Raw genomic sequence first — 21,773 nt, 5'->3', positions numbered from 1 at the left:
CGACCGACAAACAGAAGACAAAGGAACCTCTGGGGTGTTTTTAAAAAAAAGTGTTCAACTTGTAATTGCAATTTAGGCCTTTTTAATTTTATGTATTTTAAAATATTACTAGTTACTCTTTAGCCTCTTTAGCTAACTGTTCTACATTTTCCTTCATATACTCACTAACTTTAATGTAGCCGTCTGTATTTGAATCCTCGTCAAAGCCTCTAAACTTTACTCTAGCAGGATAAACTCGTTTAATTTCTTCGTCTTCAAATTCCATAACTATAGCCCATCCGAAGGTGTGTAGTAGCATGTTAATCCACCAAAATAGTCCAGACTCTCTAAACTCTTTCCATGACTTTTCATTTACCATTATTTTATTTCCCTTCGATTTATGTGTTTTATAAAATCAAAATATTATTTAATACAATCCACCCTTATTCTTCTTAATTTTATCCACAATAATATCTGCAAACATTTTTGCTTCTTCATTACTTAAACCTAAGGCTTCGGGTTTGATGATTTTGAGAGCCAATTTCGTTCCTTGCGACAGTTCATTTATTGATACTGAGATATTGAAATTACTATCAATTTCACTCAGCTTATCTTTATAGTATTTCTCCCAATAATCCATTGTAAATTTAATATTTTTCATAAGCTTATCATGTATTTCTTGTTGCTTATTCTTTTCTTCCTCAATCATCTTCATATGCTCATCTTTACGTTCTTGAATATAAGCTTTTAAATCAATGTCACCATTTAAGTTATTCTTGTTATCATCTTTAATTTCAGCAAGATCGTTTGTTTGTTCATCAATAATATTTTTCACTTCTTCAAAGTGTTTATTGATAATGTCTGTTGCTGCGTTGGTATTAGTCAAATCCCATTTATACTTATTTTCATCAAATTGCACTGTTTCACCTTTTACAATCAAGCCGTTCAATTTATTGTACTTTTCTTCTAACTCATATGTGATATATACTGGATACTCTCCGTAATTAATATTTAATGACAATATATTTCCTGATACGCAGCTTTTTAATTTCTGTAATGTTTTTAAAGTTTCTTTCTCGCTTTGAATTTTATCGTAACCGTAATGATCATTAGTGACGTAACGTAATAAATTATTTTCTGTATTTGTGATCGATTTGTCTAATTTATTCAAAGCGTAGTCTTTAAACTCATTAATCTCTTTCTCGTACTTCTTAGATAAATAGGCATTATAAGCGTTTTGTAAAATCGTCATACATTAATTTCTCCATTCTGTTTATGTATTTTTATTATTTAAATAATATTGTCATTTTATCTAAATTCTATAGTAGGAATATGATAATAAAGTGATATTTCCACCATATTCCTACTATATTTACTACTTATTTTTCAATCAATTCTAATTCAAAGCTATTTCCATTATCATCTACACGAATAGCAAATACATGTGTATATTCACTGATATCGACATTACTAAATTCAAATTCTAATCCAGACATCAATACTGACTCATTAATAATCACTTTAAAGTCATGAGAAACGTCTCCAGAGCTATTATATAACTCACCTTCAGCAACCAACTTAAACTTCTTCTCATTTTCATTGCGATACAATGGTTTAAATTTAATCTTAGTTGACTTAGGAGCTAATTCTTTTTCGAAATCAGATAATGATTCAGTATTTTCAACTTCTCCAATGGCTTTTATCATATCAATATTAAAATCCGAAATGTTAATTGCGAAATATGATGCTTGATCACTATGTACTAATTCACCTTTTGTAGCAGTATCTAACTTTGTGATAAATTTACCTTTCTCATCAAAAACTTTTAAGTCCATTACATTCATTAAGAAATTTTTCATATTAATTATTCTCCTCTGGCGTAAGTTGCCACCTATCTTATTTTTCAACCGTAACCTTAACACCAATGAATTGATTCTCTGGTAGTAAAACACTTACATCTTCATTTACTAATTCTAGATATTGATTCATATCCACTTCATTACGATTGAAAATCCCTGTCTCACATCTAATACTAACTTTTACACTATCCATTAATATCCATCTCCTTACTTTCTTCTGATTGTATTTTTGTACTTAGGCTTACGATTCTCCATAAGTTTTTCATACTTACTTTTCCATTGACTAATCACACGCTTAAGCTGGTTAATTTGTCTATTCTTATTGACAAGTTGTTTCTTTAGGTGAAAGTTTTCTGCTTCCACCCTTTTGTAATGTTCCCACACATTTTGTTCGGTTACTGTTTTCCCATCCTGCATAAGACTCAACTCCATTTATATATTTATTAAAGCATATTCTTATTGATATCTTTAAAATTGCTAGGTAATAATCCATTAGTCTCTAAGTAGTCCTGATTAATTGTATACTTACCAAAAGTACCATCTAACTCTTTGTAATGGTCTTTCAATAGATTCATGATGTCATAAGTAGTGATACGATGACTTTCTTTAAACAATTTACCTTTAAAATATAGTCCTTCCCAGTCTCCTACTTCTCCAGATACAATGATGAATTGCTCCATGATTAATAAATCTCCTTTTATGTATTTGTTTTTATAATACTAATCTTTTATAGAATACTTATTAATCCTCGTTATTCATCATTTCATAAGCATCACTGTATCCACCCCAATTATCCACTCCACAGGCTTCTAAGCAAGATAGAAATTCAGATGACTCCAATAAGGAATCATACTCTTCTTTAGCAATTGTAATCATTTCTTTTGTCATGAATCATTCTCCTTTATTTAGAAAGTCACTAATTTCTTGATATACTTCGCTGTCATCCATATGTACATTGCTAAGGACATCTTGCGCATAGTCCAATAAATTTTTAGCTTCTATTAACTGATTCTCTAATTGTTCAAATTTGTCCATAAAGGATATCAACATTTTAGGCGCAGGAGGGTCTTCTACCCAAATATCTCCTCCTCGTAAGTATTGAACCTTGTAATCATTAGTTAAAACCATATTATACTTCCCATTTTCTAGTTCGATATTATATTCATACTCTTTATTCATTGGTTGATCTCTCCATTCTTATAATAATAGTGTGATTTTATTGAAAGCTAATTGTTAAAATTCCTTCTTTGTTCACATAAATACCTTTAACATCAGCATTCCTTAATATTTCATCATAATCAAGATCATTATATGTAGTATTGTAAAGGTTATTAGTGCCCTCAACTACAATCGTTTCAGAAGCACTCACTAGATTTAGTAATTCTTTAAATTTCATAAAATGACTCCTTTTTCTTTAACTTTAAATAATATGCGTGTATTTATTATTTAAATAATATTAATATCTTTTTCTAAGTCTGCAGATATTGATTCTTCACCTTCATAACTTTTATATATGTCCCAATTAGATTCAATCTTAAAGAAGTAATCTTCTACTACTTTTTTATATTTATTTACAATTCCTATTTCGTCACCTTTAAATTTCCTACGTAATGTAATATTAGAACTTTTCTTATGACTGTAATCCTTGACACTAACCCGAGTACGATTGATGTTAAAGTCTTCATTTATAACATCAACAATTTCATATTTAAATTTATAATCATCATTATTTAATTCTTTTTCTGCGTAAACTTTAATTATTTTAACTGAGTCAATCACAACTTGATCTAACGGATATGTTTCGATTCTATAATCATCACTTCCTCCATTATTTTGCAACTTCACATATTTATTTGCCTTTTCTAAATCTGTAAATATACAGTCAATCCCATAATCCGAATAAGTTCCATAAGTAACAACATATACTTCTTTCATAAATTGATCCTCCTAATTTTATATATTTATTTAAATAAAAGATGAATATTATTTAAAGAAAGTTTGTGAAATCGAATCAAGAATGTTGATATAACAAGGTTTACAAGGTGTCAGATTTCACAAACTTTCATCTATTTATTTCAAACCAAGACGTTTAAACATATAGTCACTACGAAGTTCCTCCCAGTTAGCGTAATTAGTATTAACTTTAACTACGTTATCTAATTCTGAAATAAACTCGTCGCTTTCAAATTCAATATTATTCGTATTACATTTGAGTTCAAATTCATTGAATACATGATGTCCTAATGTGTCAATTAACATTTCTCCCATAGTAAAACTAATGTGCTTTTGAGCATTATCTAACTTTTTTATAAGGTCATCCATTCCACTTGTATCAATTTTAATCATACTATCATGTCTCCTATTATATTTATTTTATGTTCCTTCTATTTGATACTACTTATCCTTCAAATACTCTTTAAATCCTTTAATATGCCTTATGTAAATGAATGCTCTGATATAAAATTCCTCGTCATCCCAACCATACATTCGTCCATATCTATCATAACGTCTAGGTAGCACTCTTATGATTCCTTCTACCGTAAATCCGTCATTGTTGAAATTATTATCTAAAATACTTTGAATCATAGATTCTTTAGTTTCCACAACATCAATCCCTTCAACGATATACTCCTTTTATTTCAAATGACTAACATCAAACTCATTAAAATCGTTTGGAAAGCTCCAATTATAAACTTCAGCTAATTTATTTTGTTTTATGTAATATGTAACATACTTAACGATATGTTTATTAACCAAGTAATTAATCACTTCTGATAAATTTAAAGAATCTTCTTCAAATACTAACTTTCCATTTGCATATAAAACTTCATAGTCATCTGTATTTACTTTAATTAATTCAACTTCATTATTCATATTACACCTTCTCCTTTTCATAATAGGTTTCTTTTATTTAAATCAAATTATGTATTTTCTTGATTAGAATACGCACTCACATGCTATCGTATTTTCTTCTACCTCTACGTTTGAGTTAATATCTCCTTCTAAAACTTCTAATCGATATTCTTCTAATGAATAAGGTACTTTCTTTTTCTTCTCTTTACCTTTCTCATCAAGCTCACCAGTAGGAATCAACTTACTTAAAATTGTATAACGTCTACCATTCTTTGCAATTTGGGCATCATTGATTTCTCGCTCTAACTTTTCCATTTTTAAATACCGATCTTCCCAAACAGCATATAATACAGAGTAATGCCCCATACCTCCCTTAACACAAATTCCTCCACAATTTGCATGAGAAAAACCTTTGACTCCTTTTTCTAAAAGTTCATTTGCTTTCATATTACTCTTATCTTTAGCAGCTTCTTCAACAGCACTATACATTCTTGGTAATTTAATTCCCCAATTATTCTCGATTTCGTGCTTCGGATTAGCAGTACAAATAGTAGCTCCTTGGGATTCTAATGATTCATAAATTTCCTTATTGTATACTTTAGGCATTTTATCAGAATTTAGAAAATCTCTATTATGTATTAATTGTTTGCCATTTACTGGTTCACCATCAATTTCAGCTATCAGAGGGAAACGTAACTCTACTCCATCCTCAAACACGTCTACATTATGTTTATAGTTATAAGCCAACCTAGGAGCACGTCTAGCTTCTTTATAATCAATGCCAAAATATAAGATTGGTAAAATACCCTGTTCAATTAATTCTTGTATGTATAAAAATGTTTGCTTCATCTTCAACTCTTTACTACATGGAGCTGTTCCGAAGTTTCCAAAATACAAATCCTTTCTAAATATATCCTCTGGAGTACGTCCATCTGATTTCTCAGTAATTTCTATTCCAATGTAATCAGCAACTTCTTTCATGAAACGGTAATTGTCTTCATCTTCCCATTTAGTGTCTGTAATTAAGATGATCGTATTTTCCTTACCATACTTGTCTACTACATACTTAGTTAACCATGCACTTCCTGCTCCTGTTGAGAACATCACAACGTGTTTTGTTTGCAGAATAACCCACTTCCTTTTTTACATTTAATAATATTTAATTTTTATCAAAATTATGTATTTTGTAATATAAATGTTTAAGCCTTCTTAGTTAACTCCCATGCCGACAACCAATTCTGCATTATATCAGTCGGTATCCATTTACCTCCTATTAACTGTTGTTTAGGTCTACGATCAACTTTTAACACCTTGATTAAGTCACCTTTAATTAATAGCGCTTTACCCTTGTTGTCTGTAAACAATTTTTTATTAATTTTAACTTCTACTTCACTGCCATTGTTTACAATATATAACTTTATGGTAGGAGAATACCTAGTTTCTACATCAGTAATTACAGCAAACGATTTATCATAAGAATCATCTGTACTCTGTGGGTATCCCAATACCTCTACTTCAAACATTATTTTTTCATTAATTGAGTAGTCATTGATATCAATTAGAGTTGAGATAAACTCCTGAACCTCTTGAATTCGTTTGGCTTTCGTATTATCTTTATGATTTTTTTTATATCGATCATTAAATTTTTCTGCAATTAGCTCTAAATATCGACTATTGCCAAAATCACTAAAGAATCCTAATCGAATAAGAATATTGAGCTGCCTAGTGTTAACTGATGTATTTTCTGTTATATCAATAAGTAATTCTAGAAAATCCGTATGCTTCTTAGATTGTGCTAATTCAAATAGCTCTTCAGATATATTATCATTAATGAATTTAATTGATTTTAACCCTTTATATATAGATTTATCACTGCTACTATACTCATATTTAGACTTAGATTTGCCAAACTTGATTGGCTTAATTTTTATTCCTTTTTGTTTAGCATAAGCAATTACTTTTGCACTCTTATCCATCTTATCTTCTCGTACATTTAATATTGTTGTAATGAATTCATGTGGATAATGATATCTTAAGTATGCGCACACATAACCAATAAATGAATATGGTTGCGAATGGTTTAGAGAAAATCCATAATCTGAAGCATCCTCAATTACCTTTAAGAAGCTCTGAAGTATTTCTTCTGACTTTTCAACTGTTTCCCCATACTGAGTTGTCATTATTTCTATAAATCCTTCTCTAATTTTGGGTAAGAACTGTTCTGTCCCCTCTTTCTTACTTAACCCTCGTCTTACACTGTCAGATTCAGAACCAGAGTGATTGCAGAAGTCAGTTAAGAACCGCATAATATCTTCTTGGAAAACTAAATAGCCTAAGTTTGATTTAAGAAATTCGTTTAAAGATACATGCCCGTTATCATTCGTAATACCATTAGACAATTTACTTCTGTAAGAATCGCCTGCAGGTCTGATCGCACCATTAGCTAAACTTAACAAGCTGATATAGTCAATCTCTCCAATATCACTCTTTATATTTGAGAGTGTCTTATCACTAAACAACTGTTGTACATAATCAAACGCAGTATCAGATTCAAATTGGAACACACCAAGCGTAGAGTCACGAAGCGATCTCCAAACATTCATATCGTTTACATCTATATTATCTGGTGTAAGCCGTTCAATATTAGCTAATTTACAAGTCTCGTTTATTATCTCGATATTATCTAGACCCAATATATCTAGTTTTACATATGATTGACCATCTAATTCCTTCATGTTGATTGAAGTTACTTTATAATTACTTTCCTTAGTGTAGATTGTTGATATATGACTATTAAGGTCAATAGGAGAAACTACAAATCCTGAAGGATGACTACCCATAGAAACTATAGTACCTTCTAATAGATCGACAAATTCAAATAGTTCTTTGTATTTACTTCTATATCTGTCCAATGTGTTGTTATCTACAGCTTTTGATATTTCATCTACTTCATTTAAAGGAATATTTAAGGCACGAGATACATCTCGAATAGCTCCTTTAGTTGCAATTGTATTAAATGTGATAATTTCTGCAAAATCAATTCCTTTAATTGATGCCAAGTAATCAATTACGTCTTGTCTACGAGATGGCTCAAAATCAACATCTATATCTGGCATTGAAACTCGATCTGGATTTAAGAAACGGAAAAAGTTTAAGTTATGCTTGACGCTATCCATCTCAGTAACACCTAACAGATAAGCAATAAGTGAGCCATTTACAGAACCACGTCCGTATCCTTGATAAATGTCATTTTCGTGACACCACTCAATAATGTTAGTTTGCAGCAACATGTAGTCAACTGCATCTAGCTTTTCATATGTATCAAATTCTTCATGCACACGGTCTAAGTAAACTTTTCTTTCTTCTTTTGGCAGCTTATTAAATCCACGTTTTATGAAACCTTCGTTTATCTTACTTTTAAATACCTCAATTGGATTTTCATACAACTTAGGGTACTTGGGTTTTCTATCTAATTCAAAACCATCTATCATATTTGACATTACATTTGTATTTTCAATAGCCTCTAAATACTCATTACGTGATAAAGCACCCTGAACTTCAAACATTTCTACTAATTCATCAAATGATTTCATTGTTAAATCAAATTGATCTTCATCACCATAACTAGCACCTTTAGCTTTAAGAAGTGTTTCACGACCTTTTGCATGAATATTATTCAAACAATGTGTATCTGTTCCTGCAATCAATGGAATCCCTGTCTCTTTTGATAGGTATGATAACATTTGATTAAACTTAACTTGCTCTGGATGTGTATGATATTGAACCTCAAAAAACATTCTATGTTTATTTTGGATAAACCATTGCATCAACTCTTCGTATTCAATATGTAAACTATCGTCTTTAATTACCTTGTTACCACCTATAACTTCATATGCATTGTTATATAACCGCCAAATTGGAGAAGCCAAACATGCAGATGTCATAATGATATTGTCTGATGTGTTCTTTAAGTCATCAAATGTTAAACGTGGATTGTAATAAAAGTGACCATCTTCTCGGTTAAAAGACCTTGAAGTTAATTCATTTAATTCTTTTACTCCTTCATAGTTCTTAGCAATAGTCATAAAATGATAATTATCACGTTGAAGGATTAATTTGTCTTTTCCTTTTACTTCTTCTACTCCTATCCCCTTAGTTAAATAAATTTCATTGGCATGAATATATTTTAATCCACGCTTTTCTACCTCTTGCTTCTTCTTTACCCAATTCATTACACTTCCATGCTCAGAAAAGGCAATTGAATGCATTCCTAACTCTTGAGCTTTATCAAGGTAATCAGTAAATTTAGTTATACTGTCTGCTCCTGTACCTGCGGTTAAATTAGATACATCACTATGAAGGTGGTAAACAGTATAGTTGTCCAAGTTATAACCTCCATTACTTAATAATATTTATATCATCAATAATAAATTGATATTGCTTGATTCCCTTATATTTATTAATACTACAAGTTCCAACTATTTCAATTTCTTTTGCATTTTTTATATTTAAAATAGCTTCTTCATTCTGTTTAAACATTATGTACGTAATATTTCCACGTTGCATTTGAATCGTATCTAATTTAGAACCAATGATTTCTAAGTTTACATCATTTAATTTAAAATCATTAATTACTATCTTTGGCTCAGATAAATCTTTTCCCCATACAGGAGAAAGCTCACTAATTTCTTCGATAACAGATGAGTTCATTGATTTTAAAGGTATTAAAAAATCAACTTTATACTTCTTACTAAAATCAACTTTAGACATCAGGTCATTTAGATGCGTTGTAATACCTTCAATATTTTCCTTACTGATTCCTAATCCAAATGCTGATCCATGACCCTTAGCGTATTCAATGTGTTCGCTATCGTTTAAGATATCCCTTAACTCATCAAATCCACCATAACTTCTCCCACTACCAGTATACAAACCCTCTTTGCTATTGTAGTCAACAATAATAATCGGCTTCATAAATTTACTTGCTAGTTGGTTAGCTATCAAACCTTTTGATCCATTATCAATATTCATGTCCTTTAGGAATAAAACCTTATCTTCGTCATTCACTGATGCTTTTTCAATAATAGCTTCTACCATCTTATTTTTCATTCTGTCTTGTCGTGACTTTATGTTTACACATTGTCTGGCAAAGTCACTTACAAAAGGAACTAACTCTGACTTATCTTTTCCTCTAGGAGTATATTCAACTAGCTCTTTATACTCGATAAACGCCTTAAACATGTCTTCTCTTTCTTCAATAGTTCCTATCCTAGTAACAGCATTAATGAGAGGCGCAATATAGAAACCAATAGTAGTTGGATTTAATTTACTCTTCATTGAGTATTCTTGTTTGGTTATTAATGCTTGTAGAAATGAATTATTTATATTTAGTAAACCTTCATTAATTAAGTAACGTGTCTCTAATTCTTTCAATGACATCATATCTGCAACATTTCCTACTGCCACTAAGTCTAAGAAATAATCGGCAAAATCGGTATCGTAGTGTTCATCTAATGCTTGGCATACTTTGTATACCATCCCTGCACCACTTAATGACATATTGCCTTCATTATTTAAATATGGATTAACGATTGCTGCGTACTTACTTTCTTCACAATCTATTTCATGGTGATCAATTACTACAACATCTATGCCTTTATCATAAAACCGTTTATGTTCTTTTTCTTCATTTGATGAAGCATCTGGAATTAATAATAAATCTATTTCTAAGCCATCACTTACATTTGCAATGCCATGTGTTTTTTTGTCGTGAATGTGATAAGCAATGTCTAATTCTTCGTTTTGTAATTTTAAATATTGATACAATATTGATGCACTTGTATAACCATCAGCATCTGAGTCTACAACTATATGTATTTTTGAACCATTATCAATATGTTTAGCAATTGCATTTTTAACATTATGTATATTCTTTAATATTTTCCAATCCTGAGTAACTGATTTATCTAAATCAAGATAATCATTAAGGTTTGAAACATCTCTGTTTTGTGAAAGAGTACCAATAATATCAAATATATAGTCATTGTCTCCGATTAGTTCGTATTTAAACAATCAACCTCTCACCTTTCTTTTCGTTTCATAAAGCTTGTTCCAGTTATCAAAATTATCACTAGGGCTTTCCTTATCTTTAAGTAAACCTTTTGTATCATAGATGCAATACAACTCTTGATTCTTCATAAATTTATCAAATTCATTAGTATAGAAGTTTTTATCTACGAGTCCATCCCTACCTATCTCTACACCTTTGTCGTATGCAATTACAATTCTCACACCTAACAAAGTCAACTTTTTCACTTGTGTTTTTGATAATTTATGACCACCAATAGCAACCGCATTCTTTACTCCTTTATCCCAAAGTTGTTGAACGCTCTTTTCAGCCTCTAGTACTATCACTTCTTTTTGTTTTAATATGTTATGTTTTGCCTTGTCTAGACCATACAAGATTTTTGTCTTAGCGCAAGGATGCAGATATATGTACTTATTTTCGTGCGGTTTAACAACTTCACTATTCAATCTTCCTTTAATTCCCACTAAATTCCCTAATTCATCTCGAATTGGCATGGCGATCATGTTTGACTCTATATCGTAACCCAACTCAAATTCCTCTTGTGTATGATAACCTATTCCATCATTTTTAAATAAATCAGTCACATAAAGACCGTAATAATTAAGGATTTCTTCATCTATAGGTTCAAGGTGTTCGTCAACAGATTCTTTTTCTCTATTTTTTATCCGCATCATATCTCTAGCCCATGTTGCTAATTTTGATTTTGGCTTTTGTTTTTCATAATAATCATAACCACAAACATCACATATCCACTTTAAGCTATCGGAGAAATAAGCTTCATTTACATATGATACTAATGAAATGATATCGCTATTACCGTAAGCGTCTTTTATGTTTCTTGTATATGCATCAACATTTAAATTATCCCTATATATAATAGTCGAGTTTTGATTGTCTCCGTCAGGCATACCACAAGAATAGTACCTACTGTTTGATTCTATTGAATGCATACCTAATTCTTCTAGGATTAATCTAACTTTATCATCATCAATAATCCTTTCTTTTAAATCTAAAGCATCCAAAGTATTCACCTCAATTACATATAAAGTTATTTATCGTTCTTCGGTTTAAATACCTTAGTTAGAAATCCTACTTCATACCATGTATTCCTATCTAAATTCACCTCTGTAACTAAGACAGTTCCCTTACCTGTACCACGATTCTTTGCTATTTTTTGACCATAGTACGTTTTATTTTTATCCAATTCGTATGTACCCCATTCGTTAGTAATTCTGTACTTATGATAATCATTAGGATTCAACCGTTTCTCCAAAATCATATGATCGACTACGTGATATAGCTGTTTAGCATTGGCAATATTATTTGAATTCAAATCAAAGATATCGATATTATGAGTCTCATCAGTTAATTGAATTGTACAGTATCCTGCGACATTCATTTCTCCACAAACATTTTTAATCATTGTTGTTGTCTGCTTAACTGTCTCCCATTGATCGCCCTTAAAGCCTTTTAAAGTATCGTAATAAATTACTTCTACACCTAATCCTAATACGTGCTTTTTAATTTCACGTTGTAAGTCTTCATCTGAATACTGATTAAGCTCTAAGAAATAAACCCTTGTGTTTTCTTTAATCCATTCTCCTACAATTTCTGTAATCAAATGATACTGTTCCTCTGACTCGTAAACACCGTTCAGTATGTCTGACTCTGTGATATTCGTAAGTGATTCTTTATTGTCATGATTCGTATTTAAAAAATTAAACTCATAGTTATTGCAAATTGTAGATGCTTGCATTGCGTACCACTCATCTTCATCTTGCTCATTAACCAATACTAAGATAGGAACTCGCTTTAATACCCCAATGAAGTTTACTACCTTAGCCATACGTCTACTTTTACCTTCATTCGATAACATACCATCGACCAATACTTTCTTTTTACGTAACCCTCTAAAGTACTCATCCCACTTAGGGAAAGGTAATGGATGCCCGATGTCTGGAGTCTGTTTCCATGACTCTAATTTATCTTTAAATTTACTACCTAATAGTGTTGCTTGTTTTCCTCCACCAATAACAGTATTAATATTATCTACTGCATAACGCATTGTACTGATAATATCTTCAGCTTTCATCTGGGGAAACTTAGGATGTTGTAACATTTTATCTGTTGGGAAGTTCTTTCTTGCGAATTCACGTATTAATGAATACTTCTTCACTGTATCAAAATACCTATCAATATCTTTATCGTCTGCTAGGCTCATTTGATATTCGATTGTTCGCCAACCACCTATATCTTTATATCTCTTTGCACGTTCGCTATCCTGACTCATAAAGATAGTGAATTTTGACTCGTTCATTTCTTGTGAGAACGTCATATAAAACAGCTCAAACATATCGTATAAATAACGAAGTTCTTCATCGTGAAAATCGTATTTTGATTTAATTAAATCCGCATATTCTATGTATAAATCTACGTTTTTATATAATGAACCAACTAATAATGCTTCAGATGCGTAGTCATTATCTTTTCTTTTTTCAACCATTTGCTTCCTCCTAGATCAACTCATCGTGAATATCTGCTACTCTAAAATCGTCAGTATCCTTTCTGGCTTTTTCAACTACTTGATTGAACTTATTAGAGGAGTCGATTTTTGACTTGATATCAACTGTTTGATGATTCTTTTCTTCTAATCTTTCTTTGTAATTCTTATAATCTTCATATTTACTAATAACAATAGCTAATTCATAATTCATTCTCTGAGAAGTGTTTTTGAATTTCTTATTTAATGTTTGCTTTGCTAGGTAATTAATCAACATAGAGTACATTTCTAAAAACTCATCATAGGAAATCGAACCGTAAACCTTGTCGTCTCTCCCTTGTGTGATCTTATCAACCCTCATACAATAATAATTAGGCAATGTAACTTGATAATGTTCTTTGATCCATTCATAAAATCTATTTTTAGATTCAGCTAATTGTTTGTCTTTATGTTGTTCTAATTGATAACCGACAATCATGCCGTCTATTTCCTCCTTACTCATCTTGCCTTTCTTAGTTAATTCATTTTTAAAACACTCCTCATGGTAATACCTTCCGTTTATTTTTAAGTAAGAATCTCTTTCAGTGTCGATTGACTGTAATCTAATTGACTTTCCATGTTTATCTTTATCTAATCCTTGCAATTTTAATTCTTTTAGCTTTTTTGTATCACATGAATGACATTTGTACTTCATAATAGCTACACCTCATTTTAAAAAATAAGGGGAAAGAAAAAATTCAATCCCCTAATGTTGTATGTATTATTCTTTAATTAATTTTAAGAATTTCTCTAAATCTGAAATAGCTTCAATTTGGTTAAAGTCAATATCCAAACCAGAAGCCTTAACTTTTGCACCTAACGATTTCTTTTTCAGTGGAGTTAATGCTGAAATTAACTTTCCGATCTCGTCACGCAAACTATCTACAGCCACTTCTGGAAGAGCTTCTTCTTCTTGCGCTTTTTCTTTTTTATTTGTCATTGATTCAGATAATAAGTCTTCATCTTTTTTGATAGAATCTGACATACTATTTCCTACAACATTCGATTTTTTACCTTTGTTTTTATCAATTACATCTTGCCATAATAAAGGCGAAGGATCGTCAATTACAACATTTTGAGCATAAACTTGTGTTCTATCTTTACGCATTACTTGTGCTTTAATTTGTCCCATATCATCTTCGAAATGACGTAGTACTGTAAAGAACTCGTACTCTACTCCATCCCATGTATCAGGGACTTTGCCAACTTCAACTAATTGCATTTTTCCATCAACATCAACCATTTGCTTTTTAGTTTTCTCACGAGAAGTCACTACTACATATTTATCTGTTCCTGTAATAAGGCTACGTAACAAATTCTTACCCTTCATTTTGATTTTGTCGTGGTCTTTAAATTCTAATCCTGCAGTGGACTCAGCCACAAACTGCTCTGTAGCTGTTTTATCTTGAGATTTCGCTTTTAACTTAGCACGTTTTTCTGATACATTGATTGCAGCAAATTTTACATTATCACTAATTACCGTAATGCCATCTACTACAATTACATCTGCAATGAAAGGATTTCCATCTGCATCGAATACTTCTTCAAGATTTCCTTCATCATCTTCGATATACAATGTCTCCTCTTGCATGGCTTTTTGCGCCCACTCTTCAACCTCTGAATAAGATGTTGTATAAACAAGTAAAAGGTTGTCTAAGTTAATACCTTGCTCTTCAAGCGATTCAAGGTAGTTATCTACACTACCTGCTTCACAATCGATATATAATACACGTAACGGCTTTCCGTTTTCGCCTTTCATCTTCATGAAGTCTAATGCAAATGTAGATTTCCAAGTTCCTGCTTCACCAAAATTAAAGAACTTTAAACCTTTTTTTACTGTACTACCACGTTTAGCTTTTGCCATGAATAAATTACACTCCTATTAATTATGTATTTTTTATTTTAATTACAAATGTTATGCCTGTTTTATTAAGTCCCACTTATCTTTATACACGTCATATTTACTTCTCATTCCTACGCTAAAATTATAAGATCGAAGTTCCTTAGAAGGAATAATTAAAGTTTTAAATATTTTCTCATCAAGAACGCAATGTGCTATATAATAATCGCAATTATGCTTTTTACTCCAGATATTAAACTTGAAGAACGAACCAGTTTTAGTATTATGTAAATTAGATGTCTTAACATCGATTTTAGTTTCTTTATTTACTAATATATCGTATGGATGCTTAACACTCATTTTTTCAACTTCAAAACCTTTGTTTAATAGCATGTCTAGTGTTTTAAATTCATAATCTATTCCAAAATTGGTTTCAGAAGTTTGTAAATCTAAGTTTAATAAGTTAGCGTAATATCTATATCCATTACCTTTAGAGATTAATCCTGTTATGCTGTAACCATTCTCTAAAGTTGTTCTAATTTGACTATATGTTGGCATACAGTTTATCTTTAATATTTCCTGAACCTGTTTGATGCCTCTGATTATCTCTTCTTCTTTTGTCAAACTGGAATCTCTATATATCTTTTTCTTTGTGGGCAAATTTAATTTTTTCGCCCACAAAGTCATACCACCATTAGAATATATCATTCTTTCCAATTCACGATAATTTGAACGCCTTATTTCTTCAATTGTTGGCATTCTATCAATATTTAATTCATCCATTATGTATAAGGTAATATTTTTTATATCTTCTATAATGTCTGTTACCAAGGTAATGAGTCTTCCTCAATCTCAACTTCTTCTTTTTTGCCTTTGCCCCAAGTTTCAGATGACTTCTGTTGACCTTCTGCATTTAATTTCTCTAACGCTTCATCTACAATTGATTGGGTATACGTTTCAGTATCAATTGTTTCTGGATTAGCACCTTCGATTACATATTCACGAGTATATGATGTATTTGCTCTGTCAAATGAATTTGTTTTGCCCCAAGAGTCAGTTTCTTTTACTTCTTCTACATCAGCCTTATTGACGATTTTCCCACTAACATCAATAGATGTGTATGGTTTTAAATTCTTCTTGATCATATTTGCTAGAGACTTTTCATAAACTACAAACTCTACATTTTCGATTGAATTTTGAGTAATGATTTTTGCTTCGATTAAGAATTTATCTCCATTTTCAGCTTTTTCAATTCCGATAAACACAATTTTTTGTTTAAAATCTGATAATGATTCAAATCCTTCTTCTTCAAAATCAATATCTTTAGTATTTAAGAATACTGCATCAGCAAGCAGCTTTTTATTACGAATGGCATCGCCTTCACGATTTCTAAATGAAGAGTATTCAATTTGACCTTGTATATAAATAGAAGTATCATCACTTAAACCGCTAACTACTTCTTCTGCTGCATCGTATTGTGCAAATGTAGAAATGACGTTCTTACCTTTCTCATCTTTTTCTAATCCTAAGCGAGTACCGATAACTTTAAATCCTTCTTCTTCGTAGTTGTATCGATCATCCCAAGGTACAATTTTTTGTTGCGGTTTTTCTCCTTTAACTTCAGACTGTTTGAAAAGATATGCATTCTTACTTTTAAAACCTTCTACATTAATAAAGACAGTTGATTCTTGGTCTACCTTTACACCGAATTTTGCTGTATTCTTTTCTGCACCTGATGGGAATGTTTGTGGTTTAAGGGCATCTTCCTTTTTTAATCCTGTTGCAATTCCTCGTAATCGGAAGAATCCTTTTGTTTCCGGTAATCCATGAGTTGTTTTAGCCATTAAATAAATCTCTCCATTTCAATTATGTATTTTAATTATTAATTATCGAACCAATCACAATGTACCTAACTAAAAGTTTAAATAATATTAGGATTTTACTGAGAACATATGTAATAAGCTTTGGCGAAACTTATTGTTTGAGAACATGCGAATGTTAGTTATTTTTACCTTCATTAATTTAAGCTTCAATTATTTACATCGCTCAAGGTTCGATAGTTAATTTTAATTACTTTTTCTTGCTTTTATTCTTTTTCCGTAATGCTCTAGCTTGTTTCAATGCTTCTAATGTTATCCATCCGCCATCAATTTTACTGTATGTAATAAGAGTTAATGGATGACCATGATGATAATGATACATTTTCTCCTTCATATTGAATAAAGGTGTAGTCATTCCTTTTACATCAATTATCTCTATACTTTCATCATTATGTATTACTTTGAAATCAGCCTTATATGTAATTGCTCTGTACTTTTTACCATCCTTTTCAAACTTGGATTGTAATTCGAAAGACGGTTGTAAAGTAAAACCTTTGATCTCACCTTGTGATCGTTGTTGCTTTAAGTATAAATAGTAGTCACGTTCCATTTTCGAGTCAAACCGAATATCATCTTCTACTACTTTTTTAGCTCCGTACTTGGTCAATCAGCATCACCGTCTACATTTTCTTTTAACTTAGGATTGTATTGAAGAATAGTCACCTTATCCAAAACATGCTGCACAATCTCATCTCGTAACTTTTCAATTTGTAGATGTGCATCTTCAATTTTTCCTGTCATTGTAGCTGATAAAGGAACTTCATAATTCACTAATCCATTTAGTAATGATTTTAAATTACCAAAGTATCCTACATCCTTGTAGTCGTAACTATCAATTAGAGGAGAATTCTTCCCACGACCTTCACGCTTCTGATAACGTTTCTGCAAAATGATGTTACGTTGATCACTTGTAATTCTGTAGTCTTCAGTTAACTGTACTGCATTCTTTTCTTCCACTGGAGTTTCTACCAATATCAAATCACCTAACTTTTTATGTATTTTATTGATTAATAATATCATTTCTTATAAAATGTAATTCTAGTAGCAGTTTCTTGATCGTCTTATTACACCAAACAACATTATCACGAGTAAATTCTTGTTGTTCATTCAATAAGTCTAGCTCGTTCAAAATCTCCATCTCATGTTCATAAGTCAATCTACTGACCATCGTCATCACTCCCTTTCTTAACTTATATATTTATTATAACATCTTATTTTAATATTACAAGTATTTTTATGTATTTTATTATTTAATTTTTATAACTGTGTTTGTACCATGCGTAAATCATTTTGTAACCTTTCGATTTGTGCTTCTATTTCTAAAGCTTTTTCTAAGTTCTTTTTATGTAATGCTTCTTTTTCATAATCAGTCGTCCATTTTTCCTCTAAAGCCCATAAATCACGTGCATATCCCTGAAAATCATGGCTAACAATACTTATTTCTTTAGTGATCGAAATTCTAGGAGCGTAGAAGTCACATCCATTTCCGCAACAATCATGTTCTATATTGTAGAGTTCATCAGTTGTACTGCATTCACAATAACTACCTGACATGTTACCCAACTCTAAATGGATTTTGTAAACTACTCCTAATGAATTATTATGTATTTCAAACGTTCCAATTAACCAACCATTATCACTTTCTACAAACTCAATGTCGTCTAAGCAAGTATAGTCATTTAGCAACTCCTTCATTTCTGAGTATGACTCTAGCTGCAATAATGTTTCATAATACGGAATTAGTGTCTTCTTCGTCTCTTGATCTTGATTTAGAATGAATACTTTTAGATCCTCGTAAAATTTATGCATCTATCTTCCTCCAATTTTTATAAAATGTGATTTTTAATTAATTGTGGTCAACTATTTCTAATCGACCACAATATATGTATATCTCTATTCCTTCACTACTGTAGTATTAGCTCCTTGTACAGAAACCCAACCATGCTCCATTCGTGCTTCCATTTCTTTAAGTTTAAGTAATTCAGGAGTAATAGAGTTGCTTAATAATTTATTTGCCTCTGATTCACCTTTAGCTTTTTCAATTTTAGCATCGGCAGTACCTTTGGCTTCAATACGTTTCTTCTCTGCTTGTTCAGCTGCAATTTGTTTCTCTAATTTTAACTTTTCTAATTCTTGTGAAGCTTGTACTCGTGCATCAATTGCTTTTTGTGTGTTTTCATCCAGTTCAGGAGTACCAAGTGTTACATCTGCAATGATGAATCCTAGTTTATCAGATTCTTTAGCCATTAATTCAGTTACTTTTGCAGATGCTTCAGAAGTTTTAGTTCCATAAATATCTAATACAGAGTAACCTGAAACAACTTCTCGTGCTGATTTAAAAAGTTTTTGTGCTAGATAACCTTCTTGAATTTGTTCGATTTTTTGTGATCCTAACTCTTTAAAAATATCTAATACTTTAGATTTATCAACTTTCATTTCATAACGAACAGGCATAGTGATTTTCTTTCCATCTTCTGTAGTTACACTAATATTATCTTTCACGATAGTAACACGTGTTGGATATTCTTGAGTCTTCTCTAATAATCCTACTAAGTGCCATCCTGGATTTAACACTTCTTTAGCTCCATTAGATGGACTATAGACTACAGCAACCTTACCTTCAGGTACTTTTTCGACAAATACCATAAGTCCAATTGATAAACCTAATACTCCAATTCCTGTGCCTACTAAACCTAAAATACCTTTTAAGCTCATTTTACATTCTCCTCTTCATCGTTTGATTTTGTATTGTATACTTTGTTAATTCTATTTACTTCTGATTTAATATAATTCTTTAATGATGGAAATATAAATGTTATTACATATGTAATTATTACTGTTATAATCAATAACGATAATATTGCCCTCAATTAATCAATCTCCTTTTATATATTTTCTTAAATAAAACTGAAATATTATTTAATGTTTTCTATTTCAATTGTGAGTTCTTTTATAATGCTAGTTTCAAAAACTCTTATAAATTTGCGTAATTCTTTCTGTACATTTTCATATAACCTCTTGTTTGATGGATTATTATAATAACCTGATGATATCAAATCATCGATACTTATATTCCTCAGGATAGAGTCTTTATACATTGTGAATAGAATTCTTTGTTGTGTTTTAGTTAGTTTAATCATGATTATATAACCCTTTTATTGTAGTTGAAATTAGTATAGTTAAAATGAATATGACCTAAATTAAGCTGCCAATCTAAACATTTATGTTCTTTGTTGCCTTTGATAGCTCCGTTGGTATGAATTCCCCATTTACGCTTAATATTGATATCTGGATCATTCCCATACTCTAAATAATTCTGCTTACGAATATAACGATAATCATGAATTGAAGTGTTTTTATTCCCTTTATTGAACCAAAAACTTAATTCTCCGTCACCTTTAATCAATTTCTTTATAAGTTTAATCAAACTGTAAGCCCTCCTATTCCCATTGAAGATACTTTCATAAAAGCAGAATATTACTTAATTAAAACAGAGGTGAATCACAATATGCTCCTTCTTTTGAGACATGTTTATTCCCGATCCACATTTTCCATTCCAATTCTGGCACTTCACGAACAACATATACTTTACGAGCTGTCACTTTTGTAGAATGATCAATATCAAGCAAATCATCTGTATTGAACATTACTTCTAATAAAACTTTATCTTTCTTATCAAAATATGTAGACTTTTTAATTTTCTCTTTTGTGTTAAAGTGCAATTTACCTTTATCACAAGAATATGTACCAACTGCTCCATTTGCTTCTGCTATTTCGCCAATCTTATATGTAAATTTATCATCGTAGTAACTACTGTATGTACCATCTTCATTCTTTTTAACAAATTTATATAACTTATTATCTTTGAATATGTCTTTAATATCTAACATTGTGTGATTGTCGTATTTGACACTTTCTTCATCAATTTCTCCACTATTATGTACACGATAAATCTTACCTTTAAACTCAACATATTTAATTGCTTTAGGTGAAATTTTACTAATTACTTCGTCTAATTCTAAAATGAACTCAAGCTCAGGTTTCTCAAAGTACTCATCTGACAATGTAATTTCTGCCAACTTTTCAATAGCTGCTTGTAAACTAAACTCATCATCTTTAATATCTTCAAACAGTTTGTCTAGATTAACACCATACATTCCACCTAAATGTTCCTGTAATTCCTCATATGAGTTAATTTCTAATTTCATACATGTCATGACAATTCGTAGATATTCAGCTTTGGAAATCTTATACCCTTTATCTTCATACTTTTGAACACGTAATGCTGAAATTAATGGGTATGCAGTATTTGAATTAAACTTGATAATTTTTTGAGAGTTATGTTTCATGAAATCATCATGGAAATAATACTTATTATCTTTGAAATCATATGCTCCCATAACTGATGTGAAGTCAAATGAATCAAAAATATCTTCTGCTGTATCAAAGCATTTGAAATGTATTGCTTGAACTAATAACTCTCCATCTGCAAATAATGTAGATTTTTTCGTACTACTTAAAACTTTATTTCCACAGTGATCAAATAGTTCTTCGATAAGTCCCAATAAATCATCTTCATTACGAGTGTAAACATCAATATCATTAATTTCACTATTAGTAAAAATACTTGTAATAGCTCCACCTGCTACAAATACATTGTACTTTTTAAATAAATCTACTAATTCACTTCCTAGTAATTTCAGCAACTTCTTTTCTTCAAATTGTGTATTCAATA

The 21,773-nt window shown here is 30.7% G+C and carries 29 protein-coding genes; all 29 read right to left on the bottom strand.

Annotation, left to right across the window (positions count from 1 at the left end; genetic code table 11):
* Nucleotides 1-112: 112 nt before the first annotated feature.
* Entirely contained in the window at nt 113-358 is a 246-nt protein-coding gene (locus AN161_RS18420; RefSeq protein WP_053595799.1) for a hypothetical protein, read from the bottom strand.
* Between the two features lie 48 nt (nt 359-406).
* Nucleotides 407-1,231: a hypothetical protein gene (locus AN161_RS18415; protein ID WP_053595798.1), complete on the bottom strand. Its 825-nt coding sequence runs from the start codon at nt 1,229-1,231 to the stop codon at nt 407-409.
* A gap of 127 nt (nt 1,232-1,358) precedes the next feature.
* Nucleotides 1,359-1,838, bottom strand: a complete 480-nt coding sequence (locus tag AN161_RS18410) for a hypothetical protein (RefSeq protein WP_053595797.1) — start codon at nt 1,836-1,838, stop codon at nt 1,359-1,361.
* Between the two features lie 37 nt (nt 1,839-1,875).
* Nucleotides 1,876-2,031: a hypothetical protein gene (locus tag AN161_RS29850; RefSeq protein ID WP_158003064.1), complete on the bottom strand. Its 156-nt coding sequence runs from the start codon at nt 2,029-2,031 to the stop codon at nt 1,876-1,878.
* Between the two features lie 14 nt (nt 2,032-2,045).
* Entirely contained in the window at nt 2,046-2,255 is a 210-nt protein-coding gene (locus AN161_RS18405; protein WP_053595796.1) for a hypothetical protein, read from the bottom strand.
* A gap of 26 nt (nt 2,256-2,281) precedes the next feature.
* Nucleotides 2,282-2,518, bottom strand: a complete 237-nt coding sequence (locus AN161_RS18400; protein WP_053595795.1) for a hypothetical protein — start codon at nt 2,516-2,518, stop codon at nt 2,282-2,284.
* Nucleotides 2,519-2,579: 61 nt separating this feature from the next.
* Nucleotides 2,580-2,726 (bottom strand): hypothetical protein, encoded by a 147-nt coding sequence (locus AN161_RS30195; RefSeq protein WP_198926909.1) that lies wholly within the window; start codon nt 2,724-2,726, stop codon nt 2,580-2,582.
* A gap of 3 nt (nt 2,727-2,729) precedes the next feature.
* Nucleotides 2,730-3,017 carry a hypothetical protein gene (locus AN161_RS18395; protein ID WP_053595794.1) on the bottom strand — a complete coding sequence of 96 codons (288 nt, stop codon included), beginning with the start codon at nt 3,015-3,017 and terminating at the stop codon, nt 2,730-2,732.
* 37 nt (nt 3,018-3,054) lie between these two features.
* Nucleotides 3,055-3,234 (bottom strand): hypothetical protein, encoded by a 180-nt coding sequence (locus AN161_RS18390; protein WP_053595793.1) that lies wholly within the window; start codon nt 3,232-3,234, stop codon nt 3,055-3,057.
* A gap of 50 nt (nt 3,235-3,284) precedes the next feature.
* Nucleotides 3,285-3,773 (bottom strand): hypothetical protein, encoded by a 489-nt coding sequence (locus AN161_RS18385; RefSeq protein WP_053595792.1) that lies wholly within the window; start codon nt 3,771-3,773, stop codon nt 3,285-3,287.
* Between the two features lie 135 nt (nt 3,774-3,908).
* On the bottom strand, nt 3,909-4,184 hold the full coding sequence (locus AN161_RS18380; RefSeq protein WP_053595791.1) for a hypothetical protein: 276 nt from the start codon (nt 4,182-4,184) through the stop codon (nt 3,909-3,911).
* A gap of 48 nt (nt 4,185-4,232) precedes the next feature.
* Nucleotides 4,233-4,442, bottom strand: coding sequence for a hypothetical protein (locus tag AN161_RS18375; RefSeq protein WP_053595790.1), 210 nt, complete (start codon nt 4,440-4,442; stop codon nt 4,233-4,235).
* Between the two features lie 30 nt (nt 4,443-4,472).
* Nucleotides 4,473-4,712, bottom strand: a complete 240-nt coding sequence (locus AN161_RS18370; RefSeq protein ID WP_053595789.1) for a hypothetical protein — start codon at nt 4,710-4,712, stop codon at nt 4,473-4,475.
* Between the two features lie 63 nt (nt 4,713-4,775).
* Nucleotides 4,776-5,795, bottom strand: coding sequence for a hypothetical protein (locus AN161_RS18365; RefSeq protein WP_053595788.1), 1,020 nt, complete (start codon nt 5,793-5,795; stop codon nt 4,776-4,778).
* A gap of 95 nt (nt 5,796-5,890) precedes the next feature.
* Nucleotides 5,891-9,076, bottom strand: coding sequence for a DNA polymerase III subunit alpha (dnaE, locus tag AN161_RS18360; RefSeq protein WP_053595787.1), 3,186 nt, complete (start codon nt 9,074-9,076; stop codon nt 5,891-5,893).
* A gap of 13 nt (nt 9,077-9,089) precedes the next feature.
* Nucleotides 9,090-10,763 carry a DHH family phosphoesterase gene (locus tag AN161_RS18355; RefSeq protein WP_053595786.1) on the bottom strand — a complete coding sequence of 558 codons (1,674 nt, stop codon included), beginning with the start codon at nt 10,761-10,763 and terminating at the stop codon, nt 9,090-9,092.
* Complete coding sequence (locus AN161_RS18350; protein ID WP_053595785.1) at nt 10,764-11,801, bottom strand: hypothetical protein; 1,038 nt, start codon at nt 11,799-11,801, stop codon at nt 10,764-10,766.
* 26 nt (nt 11,802-11,827) lie between these two features.
* Nucleotides 11,828-13,282 (bottom strand): replicative DNA helicase, encoded by a 1,455-nt coding sequence (locus AN161_RS18345; RefSeq protein WP_053595784.1) that lies wholly within the window; start codon nt 13,280-13,282, stop codon nt 11,828-11,830.
* Between the two features lie 10 nt (nt 13,283-13,292).
* Nucleotides 13,293-13,973 carry a hypothetical protein gene (locus tag AN161_RS18340; protein ID WP_053595783.1) on the bottom strand — a complete coding sequence of 227 codons (681 nt, stop codon included), beginning with the start codon at nt 13,971-13,973 and terminating at the stop codon, nt 13,293-13,295.
* 66 nt (nt 13,974-14,039) lie between these two features.
* Nucleotides 14,040-15,182: a hypothetical protein gene (locus tag AN161_RS18335; protein WP_053595782.1), complete on the bottom strand. Its 1,143-nt coding sequence runs from the start codon at nt 15,180-15,182 to the stop codon at nt 14,040-14,042.
* 51 nt (nt 15,183-15,233) lie between these two features.
* Nucleotides 15,234-15,989 (bottom strand): hypothetical protein, encoded by a 756-nt coding sequence (locus tag AN161_RS18330; protein WP_053595781.1) that lies wholly within the window; start codon nt 15,987-15,989, stop codon nt 15,234-15,236.
* Nucleotides 15,983-17,002, bottom strand: coding sequence for a hypothetical protein (locus tag AN161_RS18325; RefSeq protein ID WP_053595780.1), 1,020 nt, complete (start codon nt 17,000-17,002; stop codon nt 15,983-15,985). Before AN161_RS18325 ends, AN161_RS18330 begins: the two co-directional genes overlap by 7 nt.
* A gap of 226 nt (nt 17,003-17,228) precedes the next feature.
* Nucleotides 17,229-17,645 (bottom strand): DUF1064 domain-containing protein, encoded by a 417-nt coding sequence (locus AN161_RS18320; protein WP_053595779.1) that lies wholly within the window; start codon nt 17,643-17,645, stop codon nt 17,229-17,231.
* Nucleotides 17,642-18,010 carry a hypothetical protein gene (locus tag AN161_RS18315; RefSeq protein ID WP_053595778.1) on the bottom strand — a complete coding sequence of 123 codons (369 nt, stop codon included), beginning with the start codon at nt 18,008-18,010 and terminating at the stop codon, nt 17,642-17,644. The genes AN161_RS18320 and AN161_RS18315 overlap by 4 nt, the downstream gene beginning before the upstream one ends.
* 28 nt (nt 18,011-18,038) lie before the next feature.
* Nucleotides 18,039-18,206, bottom strand: a complete 168-nt coding sequence (locus AN161_RS29845; protein WP_158003063.1) for a hypothetical protein — start codon at nt 18,204-18,206, stop codon at nt 18,039-18,041.
* 89 nt (nt 18,207-18,295) lie between these two features.
* On the bottom strand, nt 18,296-18,847 hold the full coding sequence (locus AN161_RS18310; protein ID WP_053595777.1) for a hypothetical protein: 552 nt from the start codon (nt 18,845-18,847) through the stop codon (nt 18,296-18,298).
* An 84-nt stretch (nt 18,848-18,931) separates the two neighbouring features.
* A complete protein-coding gene (locus tag AN161_RS18305) occupies nt 18,932-19,753 on the bottom strand; it encodes a prohibitin family protein (protein ID WP_053595776.1) in 822 nt (273 codons plus the stop codon).
* A 427-nt stretch (nt 19,754-20,180) separates the two neighbouring features.
* Nucleotides 20,181-20,465 carry a hypothetical protein gene (locus AN161_RS18295; protein WP_053595774.1) on the bottom strand — a complete coding sequence of 95 codons (285 nt, stop codon included), beginning with the start codon at nt 20,463-20,465 and terminating at the stop codon, nt 20,181-20,183.
* 58 nt (nt 20,466-20,523) lie between these two features.
* Nucleotides 20,524-21,771 carry a hypothetical protein gene (locus AN161_RS18290; protein WP_053595773.1) on the bottom strand — a complete coding sequence of 416 codons (1,248 nt, stop codon included), beginning with the start codon at nt 21,769-21,771 and terminating at the stop codon, nt 20,524-20,526.
* Nucleotides 21,772-21,773: the final 2 nt, after the last annotated feature.

This window comes from Lysinibacillus sp. FJAT-14222 (assembly GCF_001278875.1).
Taxonomy (GTDB): Bacteria; Bacillota; Bacilli; order Bacillales_A; family Planococcaceae; genus Lysinibacillus; species Lysinibacillus agricola.
This window is presented reverse-complemented; position numbering and strand designations above follow the sequence as displayed.

What these genes read in the sequence shown, in the direction of transcription:
- AN161_RS18420 (WP_053595799.1), bottom strand. Translation starts at nt 358, where the DNA reads ATGGTAAATGAAAAGTCATGGAAAGAGTTTAGAGAGTCTGGACTATTT.
- AN161_RS18415 (WP_053595798.1), bottom strand. Translation starts at nt 1,231, where the DNA reads ATGACGATTTTACAAAACGCTTATAATGCCTATTTATCTAAGAAGTAC.
- AN161_RS18410 (WP_053595797.1), bottom strand. Translation starts at nt 1,838, where the DNA reads ATGAAAAATTTCTTAATGAATGTAATGGACTTAAAAGTTTTTGATGAG.
- AN161_RS29850 (WP_158003064.1), bottom strand. Translation starts at nt 2,031, where the DNA reads ATGGATAGTGTAAAAGTTAGTATTAGATGTGAGACAGGGATTTTCAAT.
- AN161_RS18405 (WP_053595796.1), bottom strand. Translation starts at nt 2,255, where the DNA reads ATGCAGGATGGGAAAACAGTAACCGAACAAAATGTGTGGGAACATTAC.
- AN161_RS18400 (WP_053595795.1), bottom strand. Translation starts at nt 2,518, where the DNA reads ATGGAGCAATTCATCATTGTATCTGGAGAAGTAGGAGACTGGGAAGGA.
- AN161_RS30195 (WP_198926909.1), bottom strand. Translation starts at nt 2,726, where the DNA reads ATGACAAAAGAAATGATTACAATTGCTAAAGAAGAGTATGATTCCTTA.
- AN161_RS18395 (WP_053595794.1), bottom strand. Translation starts at nt 3,017, where the DNA reads ATGAATAAAGAGTATGAATATAATATCGAACTAGAAAATGGGAAGTAT.
- AN161_RS18390 (WP_053595793.1), bottom strand. Translation starts at nt 3,234, where the DNA reads ATGAAATTTAAAGAATTACTAAATCTAGTGAGTGCTTCTGAAACGATT.
- AN161_RS18385 (WP_053595792.1), bottom strand. Translation starts at nt 3,773, where the DNA reads ATGAAAGAAGTATATGTTGTTACTTATGGAACTTATTCGGATTATGGG.
- AN161_RS18380 (WP_053595791.1), bottom strand. Translation starts at nt 4,184, where the DNA reads ATGATTAAAATTGATACAAGTGGAATGGATGACCTTATAAAAAAGTTA.
- AN161_RS18370 (WP_053595789.1), bottom strand. Translation starts at nt 4,712, where the DNA reads ATGAATAATGAAGTTGAATTAATTAAAGTAAATACAGATGACTATGAA.
- AN161_RS18365 (WP_053595788.1), bottom strand. Translation starts at nt 5,795, where the DNA reads ATGTTCTCAACAGGAGCAGGAAGTGCATGGTTAACTAAGTATGTAGTA.
- AN161_RS18345 (WP_053595784.1), bottom strand. Translation starts at nt 13,282, where the DNA reads ATGGTTGAAAAAAGAAAAGATAATGACTACGCATCTGAAGCATTATTA.
- AN161_RS18340 (WP_053595783.1), bottom strand. Translation starts at nt 13,973, where the DNA reads ATGAAGTACAAATGTCATTCATGTGATACAAAAAAGCTAAAAGAATTA.
- AN161_RS18335 (WP_053595782.1), bottom strand. Translation starts at nt 15,182, where the DNA reads ATGGCAAAAGCTAAACGTGGTAGTACAGTAAAAAAAGGTTTAAAGTTC.
- AN161_RS18325 (WP_053595780.1), bottom strand. Translation starts at nt 17,002, where the DNA reads ATGGCTAAAACAACTCATGGATTACCGGAAACAAAAGGATTCTTCCGA.
- AN161_RS29845 (WP_158003063.1), bottom strand. Translation starts at nt 18,206, where the DNA reads ATGGTCAGTAGATTGACTTATGAACATGAGATGGAGATTTTGAACGAG.
- AN161_RS18310 (WP_053595777.1), bottom strand. Translation starts at nt 18,847, where the DNA reads ATGCATAAATTTTACGAGGATCTAAAAGTATTCATTCTAAATCAAGAT.
- AN161_RS18305 (WP_053595776.1), bottom strand. Translation starts at nt 19,753, where the DNA reads ATGAGCTTAAAAGGTATTTTAGGTTTAGTAGGCACAGGAATTGGAGTA.